The following is a 15,077-nucleotide window of genomic DNA, read 5'->3' as shown; positions in this document are numbered from 1 at the left end:
GTCGCCCTCGACCGGATGCGCTCTCTCAGCTTCGACCTCCAGAGAGGCCGATTCCGCGTCTCTGACGATCCACTTACGCACTGACCTGGCGTCTTGACGCGATCTTGACGCGGAACCCAGGTTCGCTAATACTGAAACAAGTTACTGTTCGTTCGAACGAACAGTTTTGCGAAGGGAACCTGATGACTTCTCGAACCGACCACGATCTCGCCCCCGGCCTTGTCGACCAGGTTGCAAGTCTGGCTTCGGGTGCTACCTCGTCCGTCGCGGCCACGGAGGCAACGCTGAGCCGGATCGAGGCCACTCAGCCTCACCTCAATGCGTTCAAGATCGTGCGGCGCGAGAAGGCACTCGAGGAAGCTGCCGAGGCCGACAGGCGGCTCGCACTCGGCGAGCGCCTACCTCTTCTCGGCGTGCCGATCGCAGTGAAGGACGACGTCGACATCACCGGCGAACCCACCGCCTTCGGTTGCCCTGGCGATTTCCCGGCCAAGACCGAGGACTCGGAGATGGTTCGACGCCTCCGCGACGCCGGCGCAGTGATCGTGGGCAAGACCAACAGCCCGGAACTGGGCCAGTGGCCGCTCACGAGCGGCTCAGCCTTCGGCTACACGCGCAATCCGTGGTCGCGTCACCATACTCCAGGCGGATCGTCGGGCGGCACCGCCGCGGCCGTCGCTGCCGGATTGGTCAGCGCCGGAATCGGTTCCGATGGAGCCGGTTCCATCCGAATCCCCGCGGCCTGGACCAACCTCGTCGGAATCAAGCCGCAGCGCGGGCGCATCTCCACCTGGCCCGACGCCGAAGCCTTCTACGGCCTGACGGTCAACGGCCCGCTCGCTCGCACCGTCGCCGACGCGGCACTGTTGCTCGACGTCGCTGCCGGCAACCATGACGGCGATCTCCACAAGCCGACACCTGTCACCGTCAGCGACGCGGTGGGACGCGACCCCGGAAAACTGAAAATCGCTCTTTCCCTTCGTAATCCGTTCACCGCCACTCCTGTGAAGCTGGACCCGGAAGTGCGCCTGGCGGTTCATTCGATCGCCGACACGCTGCGGGAACTCGGACACCACGTCGTCGTCGACGATCCCGCATACGGCCTGATCTTCGGCCTGAACTTTCTGCCCCGCTCACTCGTCGGGGTCCACGACTGGCTCGGACGCGTTCCCGACCCGACACTGGTCGATGCCAGAACACGCGGAAATGCACAGAACGGCAAGCTACTTCGTGGTGCGCCACTGCGCGCGGCCCGCGCGGCCGAACCGCGGATGCGAAAGCGGATCGGAGCGATCTTCGACACCTACGACGTCGTCCTGGCACCCACGACGGCAACTCCACCGATCATGGCGACCGCGATCGACGGCATCGGTGGCTGGGACACCGACAAGGTCATGACCGGCGCCTGCCCGTACGCGTGGCCGTGGAACGTCCTCGGCTGGCCCTCGGTCAACGTGCCGGCCGGATTCAGCAAGGCCGGCCTGCCCATCGGTGCGCAGTTGATGGGCAACGAGAACACCGAACCTCTGTTGGTCTCCCTCGCTTCACAATTGGAATCGGTCCTGCGTTGGGATCAGATCCGCCCCGAGCCGTGGTGGTGACCCGATGAGTAACCGGGACGTTCGCGAGCGAATACTCGATGCCGTTCTGCACGTCGTCGGTACCGACGGCATCCCGGGTGTGAGCAACCGGCGCATCGCCGCGCAGGCCGGCGTCTCACTCGGATCGATCACGTATCACTTCGCGAGCCAGTCGGACATGCTCCGCGCTGCTCTGTCTCGTTTCGTGACAGACGAGACGACGCGCCTGCGCGCCTTGGCCGAGGAGTACCGCGACAAAGGTCTCAGCGTCGAGGATGCCGCGGCAATAGCTGAGAAGGTGACGCGAGATCTTTCGTTCTCGGCCGAGCGGATCGCGCCGTTCGAGATGTACATCGCCGCCGGCCGCGACCACGAACTCCATGAAGTGGCGGTCGAATGCTTTGCCGCCTACGACGATTTGACCGTCACGATTCTGACGGCACTCGGCGTACCGGATCCCGAATCGATTGCATCGACGCTCGTTGCCGTCATCACTGGACTCCAACTCCGACGCCTGGCCACCGGCGTCGACGAGCAGGACATCGGCGCGGCGATCCTCAGGGTCCTACGGCCCCTGTGAGTGGTTAGGCAGTCCCTGGACTCCCTAACCGCTCACGGGGCCGGAGGCCCTAGAAGCCCAACCGGCCGAGCTGCTTCGGGTCGCGCTGCCAGTCCTTGGCGACCTTGACGTGCAACTCCAGGAAGATCCGCACACCGAGCAGCTTCTCGATCTGCAGGCGCGCACTGGTACCGACTTCCCGCAGACGCGCTCCGCCCTTACCGATGACGATGCCCTTCTGGCTGGGCCGCTCGACGTAGAGCAACGCGTGGACGTCCAGCATCTCGCCCTGCTTCTCGGTGCGTCCTTCGCGCGGGATGACCTCCTCGATCACCACGGCCAGGGAGTGCGGCAATTCCTCACCGAGACCCTCGAGCGCAGCCTCACGGATGAGTTCGGCCATGAGCACCTCTTCGGGCTCGTCCGTCAATTCACCGTCCGGGTAGAAGGCCGGGCCCTCGTCCATCAGACCGGCGAGGACGTCGACCAGGATCTCGACCTGTTCGCCCGACTTCGCGGACACCGGAACGACCTCGGATTCGGGACCGAGCAAGGTGGACAGCGCAAGCAACTGCTTTCCGACGGCGTCGCGGCTGACCTTGTCGATCTTGGTGACGATGCCGACCAGCTTGGTCTTGGGCGCCATCTGACGGATCTGCTGCACGATCCAGCGGTCTCCGGGCCCGATGGCCTCGTCGGCCGGGATGCACAGGCAGATGACGTCGACCTCGGAGTACGTGTCACGAACCAGGTCGTTGAGGCGCTGCCCGAGCAATGTGCGCGGCTTGTGCAGTCCAGGGGTGTCCACCAGGATCAGCTGCGCATGCTCGCGGTGAACGATGCCTCGAATCGTGTGGCGCGTCGTCTGCGGGCGCGAGGACGTGATCGCGATCTTGCTGCCGACCAACGCATTGGTCAGCGTGGACTTACCCGTATTGGGTCGACCCACGAAACACACGAAGCCTGACCGGAATTCGTTCTTGCTCATAACTGCTCCTCGCTGAACACTCGCTCAGTCATCGGTGTCTTCTGTCTCTTCGTCTTCGGACCGCGGGATGCGCTGCACGAACACCGTGCTGATGCGTACCCGGCCTCGGCCCGTGTTGGTTCCCTCACCGCGCAGGATCAAACCGTCGTATTCCACCTCGGAACCAGGAAGCGGAACTCGGCCGAGTACGTATCCGATCAACCCGCCGACGGTCTCCACCTCGTCGAGTTCGAGTTCGAGATCGAACAATTCGCCGAGGTCTTCGATGGGAAGCCTCGCGGATACGCGGAACATTCCATCGCCGAGATCCTCGATGGGCGGCGTCTCGTCCTCGTCGTACTCGTCAGCGATCTCACCGACGATCTCTTCGATGACGTCCTCGATCGTGACCAGCCCGGCGATTCCGCCGTACTCGTCGACAAGGATCGCCATGTGATTGCGGTCGCGCTGCATCTCGGCCAGCAAGCTGTCGAGTGGCTTCGAGTCGGGAACGAAGACCGCCGGCCGCATGACGTCGCAGACGTTGACGTTCCGGCCGCCGTCGGGCAGGTGGTAGGTCTGCTTGACCAGATCCTTGAGGTAGACGACACCGAGCACGTCGTCGACGTTCTCCCCGATGACCGGCAAGCGCGAGTGACCACTGCGCACGGCCAACGACGTCGCCTGTCCGGCATTCTTGTCATTTTCGATCCACACCATGTCGGTGCGAGGCACCATCACCTCGCGTGCCGACGTGTCTCCGAGTTCGAAGACGGACTGGATCATTCGGCGTTCTTCGTCGGCGACGACACCGCGTTCCTGCGCCATGTCCACGAGTTCACGCAACTCGATTTCCGAAGCGAACGGACCGTTGCGGAAGCCCTTACCCGGAGTCAAGGCGTTACCCACGAGGATCAGGACGCGACTGATCGGCCCGAGCAGAACACCGATCCACAGCAGTGGCAACGACGCGGCCATCGCGATGGAGTACGCATGTTGGCGCCCAAGCGTTCTCGGTCCGACGCCGATGACCACGTACGAGACGAGAACCATGATCACCGCGGTGACGGTCAGCGCCCAGCCCAACGAGAGGATGTCGATCAGACCGCCAACTAGTACGACGGTGGCCGTGATCTCGCACAAAATGCGAAGCAGGACCATCAGATTCACGTATCGCGGACGATCGGTCAGAATGCGCTGCACGCGCGCGGCGCCGGCTCGCTCTTCCTTTGCCATCTCGTCGATGCGTGCCGACGAAATGGTATTGAGCGCCGAGTCGACGGCCGCGAAGACACCACCGACCGGGACAAGAGCAATCGCCAGAACAAAGAGCGCTATGGCGCTACTCACTACAGAACCCCCGGATAACTGTTATCGGTCCACTCCGTCGACGAAACCGGTCTTACCGAGCAGCTTCTGATCGCGTTCGGCCAGTGCTGCTTCGCGGTCGATACGGCGAAGGTCTTCGTACCACCCTTCGAGGAGGCTGTTCTGCAAGCCGAACATCTCCTTCTCCTCTTCCGGCTCCGCATGGTCGTAGCCGAGGAGGTGCAACACACCGTGGACGGTCAGGAGGGCAAGTTCGTGAGCCAGTGAATGCCCGGCCTTGTCAGCCTGATCCGCGGCAAAAGACGGACACAACACGATGTCACCGAGCATCGACGGTCCCGGCTCCGGGGAATCAGGACGGCCACCCGGCTCGAGTTCGTCCATCGGGAATGACATGACGTCGGTCGGGCCCGGCAGGTCCATCCAGCGAACGTGCAGATCCGCCATCGTCGCGGAGTCGACGAGAACCATCGACAGCTCGGCCGCCGGATGGACATCCATCCGAGCGATCACGAAACGGGCAACGCTGATCAACTCCGGTTCGGAGATGTCCATGCCCGATTCGTTCGAGACCTCGATGCTCATGTGCGACGCTCTTTCCTGGGAAAAGTAGGGGTTGATGCGTCGATCAGCCTACCGTCGCGGTGAATGAGCATGTGCAGCGCGGCGCTGCGCCCGGTTTCCGACCGCTAACTCGCCGGACCGATCCGATTCGTGACGCTCGTAAGCGTCGACGATGTGGGAGACCAGCCGATGACGTACGACGTCACTGCTGTCGAGGGTGGCGAAATGAATATCGTCGATCCCGGTGAGGATTTCGGATGCCGCACGCAGACCCGAACGGGCCCCACCAGGTAGATCGACCTGGGTCACGTCTCCGGTGACCACGATCTTGGAACCGAACCCGAGACGGGTCAGGAACATCTTCATCTGCTCGGCCGTGGTGTTCTGCGCTTCGTCCAAGATGATGAAGGCATCGTTGAGCGTCCGGCCGCGCATGTAAGCGAGCGGAGCGACCTCGATGACTCCGGCCTGCATCAACTTCGGAATCGCCTCGGGATCCATCATGTCGTGCAATGCGTCGTGCAGCGGGCGCAGATACGGATCGATCTTCTCGTGCAGCGTGCCGGGCAGAAAGCCCAGTCGCTCGCCTGCCTCGACTGCCGGCCTGGTCAAGATGATCCGAGAGACCTGCTTGGCCTGCAACGCCTGAACGGCCTTGGCCATGGCGAGGTAGGTCTTGCCGGTGCCGGCCGGGCCGACTCCGAACACGATGGTGTTCTCGTCGATGGCGTCGACGTAGCGTTTCTGGTTGAGGGTCTTGGGCCGAATCGTCTTGCCCCGACGCGAAAGAATGTCGAGGGAGAGCACCTCGGCCGGAGACTCGCCGACCTCGTTGGTGAGCATGCCGATGGTTCGTCGAACAGCATCCGGTGCGATGGGTTGCCCCCGACCGGCCAGCGACGCCAATTCACTGAACACACGTTCTGCCAGCGCAACGTCTGCAGCCGTCCCCGACAATGAGACAGTTCCGCCACGTACGTGAATGTCGGCACGAAGCTCACGTTCGATCGCGGTGAGATTCTCGTCCGTCGCCCCCAGGATTTGGCGCACGGTCTCCGGCGCCAGATCCATACTCGAACGGACGGTGCGCTCTGCGGGCAGAGCGCGATCGGTGATGGTGGTTACACGGTTCCCGTCGAGTTCACTGTGTTCACTCACGTGGTGAATATGGCCTGCTTTCTGGTCCGATCAGCCCACTCGACTCGTGAGCCTCGATACTTCGAAGTCTAGCGCCAGAGTCGGACACGGCCCACTTGTTAATCGTCCCGGCCTAATCCTCGCGGCGACCGGACGGCAGCGATTCTCGGATCCATTCCGACGCTTCGGCGACGACCTCGGCGCTTCTGTCCGGACTGATACCCGCGATGACCAGGCATACGGCGGCAAAGGATTCGCCAGAGTCGGTGATGAGCCCACTGTTGGCCTGATCGAACAAAGTGATCGTGATCGCCTCGGTCATCGCTACCAGAGTCTCAGCCGGCAGGTATGTCGAGAAGGTGCCGTCACGCTGACCTCGCTCGACGACGCTGATACTCACGGCGCGCGCGGGCTCCATCAAATCGAGAATCCGCTGCTCCCCCAACTCTTTGCGAGCAAAACTGAGCAACATCCGGAATCGATCACCGACCGGCCATGACAGCAATGCCAGTACGGCAGTCGCCAGATCGGGGCGCTCGGGCGGCTCACCGGCTTGGCTCAGCGCAGCAACGAGATCGGTCGACGCCTCGTCCACGATGCCGTTGATCAGCGCCTCACGGCTGTCGAAATGCGCGTACACGGTTCGCCTGACCACACCGGCAGCCTTTGCGACGTCGTCCATACTCGCATCCGGATCAGCAGCGAACGCCGTGATCGCCGCCTCGATGATGCGATTGCGATTCGCCGCGGCCTGACTACGACGCTGCCTTCCGCCCGATTCGGCAGTTCCCGAAACGACTGTGCCCGAATGCGTCAACGCGCGTTCCACCTCTTTCGACTGCCCAACTGTGATCTAGGTCAATCATAGTTGCACATCGGTGTGCAAGTTATTAACTTACACATCAGTGTGCAAATAGATCGAGGAGTCTCTTCGATCATCAGGAACGGAGTCGCGTCATGACGACACTCATGAGCAAACCTGTCTCGGAGATGGACCAGCCGTACTCACGGCGATGGGCCGCGCTCGGGGTGTTGTGCCTGAGTCTGCTGATCGTCGTGATGGCGAATACCGCGCTGATCGTCGCGGCGCCGGACATGACCAGAGACCTCGGGCTCACCAGCACGCAACTGCAATGGGTCATCGACGGCTACACAGTCCCCTACGCCGCGCTGATGTTGCTGTTCGGCGTGATCGGTGACAAGTACAGTCGCCGCGGAGCGCTTCTGGCCGGACTCGCCGTGTTCGCCGGCGGCGCCGTCTTCGGCAGTATCGCGGACACCACCAACGCCGTCATCGCGGCACGAATGATCATGGGCGTCGGCGCCGCGATCATCATGCCCGCGACGCTTTCGCTTCTGGTCGCGACCTTTCCCAAGGCGGAGCGATCACGCGCCATCGCGGCGTGGGCGGCGACGTCGGGTCTGGCGATTGCCCTCGGCCCGCTGTTGGCCGGATGGATTCTCGACAGCCATTCCTGGAGCATCACTTTCCTGATCAACGTCCCGATCGCCGCAGTCGCTGCCGTCGCCGCCGTAATCCTGGTGCCGCCGAGCAAGGCCGAGCACCTGGGCCGGATCGACTGGATCGGCGGAGCACTCTCGGTGGTCACCATCGGCTCGCTCGTGTACTCGATCATCAACGGATTCCACTTCGGGTGGACCGGCGGACCCATCGGCGCCGCCGTGCTCGCTGCGATCGGCCTCGTCTCGTTCGTCGTCTGGGAACTGGGTCACCCGCAGCCACTGCTCGACGTCCGCAAACTCGGCCAGCGCATGGTCGGCGGCGCGACACTCGCCGTACTTCTGCTCTTCCTGGCCGCCTTCGGTGCCATCTACTTCATCTCACAGCAGTTCCAGTTCATCCTCGGCTACGGCGCACTCGAAACCGGTGTTCGTCTGCTGCCCTTGGCAATTGCCGTTTCGATCGGCGCCGTGGTCAGTGGCCGGATCACTCCGCTGATCGGCGTCCGGGCATCCATCGTCGGCGGCATGGTCGTCGCCGCGGTCGGTGTTCTGATTCTCACGCAGGTAGACGGCGATTCGGGCTACTGGATGTTCGCTGTCCCACTGATCCTGCTCGGCTTGGGCATCGGCTTGAGTGAACCGCCGGCCACCGACGCCATCATGGACAACTTCTCCGAGGACGATCTCGGCGCTGCTGGTGGCCTCAACGACACCGCCATCGAACTCGGCGGCTCTCTGGGAATCGCGATCCTGGGCTCGATCCTCGCTGCGAGCTACAAGGATTCGATCGCAGGATTCATCAGCGGTATGCAGGTTCCGCAGTTGACGGGTGAGCTGGCGCAACAGGCCGCGTACGCAATGGAGGTGTCGGGAGAATCCGTCGGCGGCGCTTCGTTGGTCGCCGAAGAGATGGCAGGCAACCCCTTGGCTGCAGCTCAGGCAGGGCCGTTGCTCGACGCCGCCGGCAGTGCCTACGCCGACGCGATTTCGGCGGCCAGTTGGGCGGGCGGTCTTGCACTGTTCGTGGGGGCAGTTGTCGTGGCGTTCATCCTGCCGGGCAAGAAGGCCCCTGTGCAAGAAGACCCCGTGTCAGTCTGACGTGCTCGGAGCCAGCGGGTCTTCGGCGAGAACCAACTCGCGGGAGACCCGCCAGGACTCGGTCGAGGGTGAGAGAAATGCGTCGTGCCCTTCGCCCTCGATCACACGCAGTGCCACGGGATCACCAGCCGCTTCGGCAGCCTTCGCATACCAGGAGCTCACCTTGGCCGGCACCTGCAGATCCTCCGCACCCGTGACGCACACAACGGGAACGCCGATCGGCAGTCGATGCTGTGGCGACGCATTGCGATACAGATCCGGGTCCGCTTCGAACGGAACGCCGAACAGATCCTCGATGAAACTGATCCGTCGTCCGCGCTCGCCTGCCGACGCCAGATCGAGTGCGGCGGCCTGCGCGATGACCCGTTCAGGCCGGGTGAACGTGTCCTTCTCTCCCGCCAGCCACACTGCAAGATGTCCGCCGGCCGAATGCCCGAGCAGGCGAATCTGATTCAGATCGAATTCGGCCGAGGACTTCGCGGCAACCAGTGCGGGGATTTCGTCGTACGCCGTTTTCACGTCGGCGGACATTTCCGGCCAACCACCGCCCGCCCCGAGGCGGCGGTATTCGATGTTCCACACTGCGACGCCGTGCCGCGCGAGTTCGACGGCAAATGCGGTGCCCAGATTCAATCCGTACTGCCCGCTCCAGAAGCCGCCGTGGATCTGCATGACGATCGGGATCGGGCCGTCAGCCGCCTCGTCGGGAACGTAGAGATGCCCGAACTGTTGCTCGTGTCGGCCGTACGGAATCTTGAATCGAGGCACCGAGGAAATCTATCTCAGGCGAGGGCGCTGCCTGCGGCCCAGTCTGCCCACGAGAGGGTCCAGTCGCCGTTCTGCCACACCGCCAGCGGAGCCCCGCCGGTGTTCTTGATCTCGACGACATCTCCTGGCTGCGAGAAATCGAAGAACCATTTGGCATTGGCCGCACTGAGATTGAGGCAACCGTGCGAGGTGTCGGTGTTTCCCTGCGCCCAGACGGTGCTCTCCAACTCGTGAAGATAGATACCGTCCGTGCTGATGCGGGTGGCCCAGTTGATGGATTCCTTGTAGCCCAGGCGCGAGTTGATCGGCAGACCGTAGGTCGACGAATCCATGATGACGGGATTGGCCTTGTCCATCACGGTGTACGTGCCGGGCTGGGTCCAGAACGAGAGCGTCGTGCCGCCGATCGTTTCGGTGCCGCCCATTCCCATCGAGGTCGGCATTTCCTTGATCACCTGACCGTTTTCGTAGACGGTCACCATCTTGGTGTTGTCGTCGGCGACCGAGACGTGGGAGTCGCCGATCTTGAAGGACACGGTGTCGTCCTGTTGGCCGTACAGTCCGTTGCCCAACTGCTTGCCGTAGATGTTCGCGTTCACCGAGACCGTCGTGCCTGGTGCGTAGTAATTCTGCGGACGCCAGTGAACGTTCTGACCGTCGACCCAGTACCACGATCCTTGTACGGGCGGATTGGTGGTGACCACCAGAGACTTCTCGGCCGCGGCTTTGTCACCGATCAACTCGTCGAAATGAACGGCGACGACCGTGCCGACGCCGTACGTGCCACCGTCCGAAATCGAGGCGCCACCGGTGGTGTTGATGTACGCGCGAGTCTGATTACTCGGCGCGACGGTGGTCAGCGTCGTGTTCTTGGTCGTGGCAACACCATTCGCGTCGACGGCATCGACGACAAGCTTGTAGGTCTTGCCGTATCCGAGTGGTTCGCTCGGCTTCCAGGACGTCTTGTCGGGCGTCGTGATACCGGCGACTTCCTTACCTTCGGGATTGGTCAGCGCGACGGTCGTCAGTGTTCCCTTCGCGACCTGGACCTCGATGGGATCGAGGGGGCTCACGGGGGTTCCGCCGTCGGCGGGAGTGACGGTGACGAGCGCCTCGCTGGTCGGTGTGGTGGTGACGGCATTACCGGAAGAGCCCGGGTTGTCTCCGGTGGAGACCGTGCACCCCGCAACCAGCATCATCGCCGCCGCGGCACACACCGCTCCGGCAATTCGCATATGCGCACGTGACAACATCTGGCCTCCTGAAATCCCCGAACCAACTCACGCCGAAGGCGACCCCCGACGTCCTTACGATAGTGCGCAAATCTGACACTTCGCTGAGCGCCGGATCCGATTCAGCTCGGGATCACACCAACGTCAGTGCAGTCACAACAAGATCAGTGCAGTCACAACAAGATCAGTGCAGTGGCCGTGGTCCCCAGCGATCGGTCAGCACTCCGATGGCGCCCAGAGCAACAGCCCCGGCGGTCGACGTGCGCAGGACCGTCGGCCCGAGAAGCACCGGAGTGGCCCCGGCCTCCGACAACGCACTGATCTCCGAATCGTCGAGCCCACCTTCGGGACCGACAACGAGAAATACCTCGTCCGCGCTCGCCAACGGCAAGCCGGCCAACGGCGTCGTCGCCGATTCGTGAAGCACCGCAACCACAGCGCCGCGGGCAACGGCGTCGCGAACCAACGCGATCACCGACGCCGTCTTGTGCAGATCCGAAATCTCCGGGACGAACGCGCGTCTGGACTGCTTCGCCGCAGACACTGCGGCACTTCGCCAGCGTGCGACGCCCTTGGCGAGCTTCGGGCCTTCCCATTTGGCGACACAACGCAGGGACTGCCACGGAATCACGGCGTCGATACCAGCCTCGGTGGCCAGTTCGACGGCCAACTCGGAGCGCTCGGCCTTGGGCAGTGCCTGAATCAGGGTCACCAACGGCTTGGGCTGCTCGAGAACCTGAACGTCGCTGACCAACAGTTCGAGGCGATCCTTGCCGACGCTCGTCACCTCGGCGTCGGCTACCCGGCCACGGCCGTCGGCCAACACCAAACGCTCGCCGACACCGATCCGGCGGACAGTGGCCGCGTGGCGACCCTCCTGCCCGTCCAGAACTGCGATTTCACCGACGCCGGGAACCGGGTCGAGAAAGAAGACCGTTGCGGCCACCGTCAGCGGCCGCTGAATGCTTCGCGAAGACGCGAGAACAGACCACCGCTGTTCTGCGACGTCGTCGAAACGACCTCGGCCTCGTCACGATCGCGGAGCAGCTTGAATTCCTTGAGCAGCTTGGACTGCTTGTGATCGAGGCGGCTCGGGATGACCACCTCGAGGTGAGCGTGGACGTCGCCGCGCACTCCCGACCGCAGTTTCGGCATACCGTGACCGCGAAGAACAGCAACGTGCCCGGGCTGGGTGCCTGGCTCGATGGTGATTTCCTTGGGGCCGTCGATGATGGTGTCGACGGTGACGCTGGTACCCAGTGCTGCGTCGACCATGGGAACACGGATGGTGCAGTGCAGGTCTTCACCGTCCCGAACGAAGACGTCGTGCTGCTGCTCGACGATCTCGACGTAGAGGTCGCCGGGGTGTCCGCCGCCTGGGCCGACTTCACCCTGCGCAGTCAAACGGATGCGCATGCCACCGGCAACGCCCGCCGGAACCTTCACCGTGATGTCGCGCTTGGCCCGAACTCGGCCGTCGCCGCCACACTTGTGGCAGGGATCCGGGATGGTCTCACCGGCACCGCGGCACGTCGGGCAGGGACGCGAGGTCATGACCTGGCCGAGGAATGAGCGCTGGATGGACTGAACTTCGCCGGCACCGTTGCAGGTCTCACAGCGGACAGGCTTGGAGTCGCCGTTGGTTCCGGCTCCGGTGCAGCTGTCGCACAGAATGGCCGTCTCGACGGTCACGTGCTTGCTGACGCCCGTCGCACATTCTGCGAGAGTCAGCTTGGTGCGAAGCAACGAGTCGGCTCCGGGCTGAACGCGACCGCGCGGCCCACGACCTGCGCCGCCACCGCCGCCGAAGAATGCTTCGAAGACGTCGCCGAGGCCACCGCCACCGAATCCGCCACCGAAGCCACCACCTCCGCCGCCACCGGACTCGAGCGGGTCTCCGCCGAGATCGACGATGCGACGCTTCTCCGGGTCGGTCAGGACCTCGTAGGCCGTCGAGATCTCCTTGAACTTGGCCTGCGCCGCCTCGTCAGGGTTGACGTCCGGGTGCAGTTCGCGTGCCAGCTTGCGGTAAGCGCGCTTGAGCTCCTGGTCTGTCGCGTTCTTGCCGACGCCGAGCAATCCGTAGTAATCCCGTGCCACGTTGAGTCTCTCGTCCTTCTCTTACTTCTAGGTTTTCCTCAGTCCTCGCGAGGAGGTGTGCCGACCAAATGTCGACGTCCGTCATCGCTCGGAGAGAACTTCGCCGATGTATCTGGCAACGGCGGCAACCGATGCAATTGTTCCCGGATAGTCCATCCGAGTGGGTCCGAGCACACCGACACCACCGAAAACGGTACCGGCCGCGCCGTAGCCAGTCGAAATCACGGAGGTTCCGCGCATCTGTTCGACCTGCGTCTCTTCACCGATCTGGACGGTGACCGTGCCGGAATTCTGAGTCGCAGCGAGCAGTTTGAGGACCACTACCTGCTCTTCCAGTGCTTGGAGCACTGCGCGCAGCGAACCGGGGAAGCCGGCCAGACCGGAGAAATCGGCGGCGTTGCGCGTGAGGTTGGAGGTTCCGCCCAGAACGAGGCGATCTTCCGGATGTTCGACCAGGGTCTCGACCAGAACCGTTGCCGACCGGATCACGGCGTCGCGCAGGTCGGCCGGAGACTCGTCGGCGAGTTCCGCCACGGCAATCGACGCGGCGGCCAGGCGCTTGCCTTCCAGGGCCCCGCCGAGAAGCGCGCGCAACCGGGAAAGGTCTTCGTCTTCGAGGACGTCCCCGAGTTCGACGATTCGCTGATCGACGCGGCCGGAATCGGTGATGAGAACGAGAAGCAGGCGCGCCGGCGTCAATGCGACCACCTCGAGGTGGCGAACCGACGACGCGGACAGCGACGGGTACTGGACAACCGCGACCTGACGGGTCAGTTGCGCGAGCAGTCGCACACCGCGGCGCAGAACGTCGTCGAGGTCGACACCCGACTCCAAGAACTCCAGGATCGCTCGTCGCTCGGGCCCGGACATGGGCTTGACGTCGGCGATGCGATCGACGAATTCGCGGTATCCCTTGTCGGTGGGGACGCGGCCGGAACTGGTGTGCGGTTGGGCGATGTAGCCCTCGGCCTCGAGGAATGCCATGTCGTTGCGCACAGTGGCGCTCGACACTCCGAGGTTGTGACGCTCGACCAGGGCCTTGGATCCCACCGGGTCCTGGGTGGAGACGTAATCGGCCACGATTGCACGTAAGACCTCGAAACGCCTGTCGTCGGTACTCGACATCGTTGCCACCTCCGTTTCCTGAACAGAACGAACACCGACATTTACACATCGGTTCCCACTGGCAGTCTAATCGCCCGAGCGCCAGAGACGGCTGTTGCCCTTACTGTGGAGTGAGATCGGCGAAGGGTCGATCGCACAACCATGGACAAGGCGGCACATGATCTTCAAAGGCGTGATGGACGGCAAACCGTATCCCGATCACGGACTGTCTCTACGCGACTGGTCGAAGTTCCCTCCACGTCAGGTTCGACTCGACGAGATCGTGACCACCACGAAGGTCCTCGAACTCGATCGCCTGCTGTCGGAGGACTCGACCTTCTACGGCGATCTGTTCCCTCACGCAGTGCAGTGGCGCGGCACTCTCTACCTCGAGGACGGCCTGCACCGAGCGGTTCGTTCGGCCCTGCGAAACCGCGTCGTGCTGCACGCGCGTGTCTTCGACTTCGACGCGATGCCCGGTGTCATCGAGGGCGTCCGCTGACGCTCACGCGACTCAGGCGCCGAGACTCAACCGACGAACGCGAGCAGTGCGGGATTCGGCTGCCCCGGCCAGGTTCCGGTGAGCGTCGCCGAGCCTGACACTCGATCTGCGTCGATCACTCTCACCACGGTCAATTCCAGTTCTCCCGCGCTGATGATCGTGTCGGTGCCGACTGTCGAGCAGGTCACCGATTCGACGTCCGGTACGGAAGCGCCAGCCTTACCGCTGCCTACTACGTGAGCCGTCACCGGGATGTGATCGGCGGAGTCCGCGAAAACCAGATCGACTCCGGCCCCACCGGTCAGAATCGCGGTCGCCACCGCGCTCACGTAGACCGGATCGCAGCAAGCGTCGTACACCCACCGCTCGCCCAGTACCGAATGATCCATGGTTGCGATCAGCGCAGTCTCCGCCCCGTCCAGCGGAGCACCACGATAAGTGAGCGGGACCTGAAGAATTCGACCGTCGGCAGAGCGGAGCAGATGCGTCTCGACTCCGACCTCGCCGTCCGGGTCGTCGAAACGATAGGCGTCGACGCGTTCGAGCGTCGAACAGTCGACCGACCCGATCCATGGCTGCTTGGGCACCCACGCTCGGAGCAGGTCGTTCTTGGACGGATTCAGCTGCGCACGATGAATGATGGCCACCACGGCCACATTACGCGGCGAAGGAT

The 15,077-nt window shown here is 63.4% G+C and carries 15 protein-coding genes; 4 read left to right on the top strand and 11 right to left on the bottom strand.

Features of this window, described 5'->3' with window-relative positions:
- Positions 1 to 182 precede the first annotated feature (182 nt).
- Both B0E55_RS16625 and B0E55_RS16620 read left to right on the top strand, forming a co-directional pair.
- Positions 183 to 1,601 carry an amidase gene (locus B0E55_RS16625; protein WP_042450174.1) on the top strand — a complete coding sequence of 473 codons (1,419 nt, stop codon included), beginning with the start codon at positions 183 to 185 and terminating at the stop codon, positions 1,599 to 1,601.
- A 4-nt stretch (positions 1,602 to 1,605) separates the two neighbouring features.
- On the top strand, positions 1,606 to 2,160 hold the full coding sequence (locus B0E55_RS16620; protein ID WP_019749017.1) for a TetR/AcrR family transcriptional regulator: 555 nt from the start codon (positions 1,606 to 1,608) through the stop codon (positions 2,158 to 2,160).
- 49 nt (positions 2,161 to 2,209) lie between these two features.
- Here the strand turns inward: B0E55_RS16620 and era are convergent, their stop codons facing one another.
- The 5 genes from era to B0E55_RS16595 all read right to left on the bottom strand — a co-directional run bounded on the left by era (position 2,210) and on the right by B0E55_RS16595 (position 6,965).
- On the bottom strand, positions 2,210 to 3,127 hold the full coding sequence (gene era, locus B0E55_RS16615; RefSeq protein ID WP_019749018.1) for a GTPase Era: 918 nt from the start codon (positions 3,125 to 3,127) through the stop codon (positions 2,210 to 2,212).
- A 24-nt stretch (positions 3,128 to 3,151) separates the two neighbouring features.
- Positions 3,152 to 4,456 carry a hemolysin family protein gene (locus B0E55_RS16610; RefSeq protein WP_019749019.1) on the bottom strand — a complete coding sequence of 435 codons (1,305 nt, stop codon included), beginning with the start codon at positions 4,454 to 4,456 and terminating at the stop codon, positions 3,152 to 3,154.
- 21 nt (positions 4,457 to 4,477) lie between these two features.
- Entirely contained in the window at positions 4,478 to 5,020 is a 543-nt protein-coding gene (gene ybeY / locus B0E55_RS16605) for an rRNA maturation RNase YbeY (RefSeq protein WP_080910064.1), read from the bottom strand.
- Between the two features lie 48 nt (positions 5,021 to 5,068).
- Complete coding sequence (locus B0E55_RS16600) at positions 5,069 to 6,157, bottom strand: PhoH family protein (protein ID WP_019749020.1); 1,089 nt, start codon at positions 6,155 to 6,157, stop codon at positions 5,069 to 5,071.
- 112 nt (positions 6,158 to 6,269) lie between these two features.
- A complete protein-coding gene (locus B0E55_RS16595; protein ID WP_020908189.1) occupies positions 6,270 to 6,965 on the bottom strand; it encodes a TetR/AcrR family transcriptional regulator in 696 nt (231 codons plus the stop codon).
- Between the two features lie 128 nt (positions 6,966 to 7,093).
- Between B0E55_RS16595 and B0E55_RS16590 the strand changes: the two genes are divergently transcribed.
- Positions 7,094 to 8,698: an MFS transporter gene (locus B0E55_RS16590; RefSeq protein WP_080910063.1), complete on the top strand. Its 1,605-nt coding sequence runs from the start codon at positions 7,094 to 7,096 to the stop codon at positions 8,696 to 8,698.
- Here the strand turns inward: B0E55_RS16590 and B0E55_RS16585 are convergent.
- From B0E55_RS16585 to hrcA, 5 genes are all read right to left on the bottom strand, one after another.
- Entirely contained in the window at positions 8,690 to 9,466 is a 777-nt protein-coding gene (locus B0E55_RS16585; RefSeq protein WP_080910062.1) for an alpha/beta hydrolase family protein, read from the bottom strand. The genes B0E55_RS16590 and B0E55_RS16585 overlap by 9 nt on opposite strands.
- A gap of 14 nt (positions 9,467 to 9,480) precedes the next feature.
- Complete coding sequence (locus B0E55_RS16580) at positions 9,481 to 10,719, bottom strand: L,D-transpeptidase (RefSeq protein WP_080910061.1); 1,239 nt, start codon at positions 10,717 to 10,719, stop codon at positions 9,481 to 9,483.
- Between the two features lie 163 nt (positions 10,720 to 10,882).
- Positions 10,883 to 11,644, bottom strand: coding sequence for a 16S rRNA (uracil(1498)-N(3))-methyltransferase (locus B0E55_RS16575; protein WP_080910060.1), 762 nt, complete (start codon positions 11,642 to 11,644; stop codon positions 10,883 to 10,885).
- 2 nt (positions 11,645 to 11,646) lie between these two features.
- On the bottom strand, positions 11,647 to 12,798 hold the full coding sequence (dnaJ, locus tag B0E55_RS16570) for a molecular chaperone DnaJ (protein WP_019749026.1): 1,152 nt from the start codon (positions 12,796 to 12,798) through the stop codon (positions 11,647 to 11,649).
- 81 nt (positions 12,799 to 12,879) lie between these two features.
- Positions 12,880 to 13,923: a heat-inducible transcriptional repressor HrcA gene (gene hrcA, locus B0E55_RS16565; protein ID WP_080910115.1), complete on the bottom strand. Its 1,044-nt coding sequence runs from the start codon at positions 13,921 to 13,923 to the stop codon at positions 12,880 to 12,882.
- Positions 13,924 to 14,080: 157 nt separating this feature from the next.
- Here hrcA and B0E55_RS16560 point away from each other — a divergent pair, with 157 nt between their 5' ends.
- Entirely contained in the window at positions 14,081 to 14,404 is a 324-nt protein-coding gene (locus B0E55_RS16560) for a type II toxin-antitoxin system VapB family antitoxin (protein WP_003944521.1), read from the top strand.
- A gap of 26 nt (positions 14,405 to 14,430) precedes the next feature.
- Here B0E55_RS16560 and B0E55_RS16555 read toward each other — a convergent pair whose 3' ends face one another.
- A complete protein-coding gene (locus B0E55_RS16555) occupies positions 14,431 to 15,051 on the bottom strand; it encodes a CG0192-related protein (RefSeq protein WP_080910114.1) in 621 nt (206 codons plus the stop codon).
- Positions 15,052 to 15,077 lie beyond the last annotated feature (26 nt).

The organism is Rhodococcus sp. 66b (genome assembly GCF_002076325.1).
In the GTDB taxonomy this organism is placed as follows: domain Bacteria; phylum Actinomycetota; class Actinomycetes; order Mycobacteriales; family Mycobacteriaceae; genus Rhodococcus_F; species Rhodococcus_F erythropolis.
The sequence above is the reverse complement of the archived record's forward strand: the minus strand, read 5'-3'. Positions and strand labels throughout refer to the sequence as shown.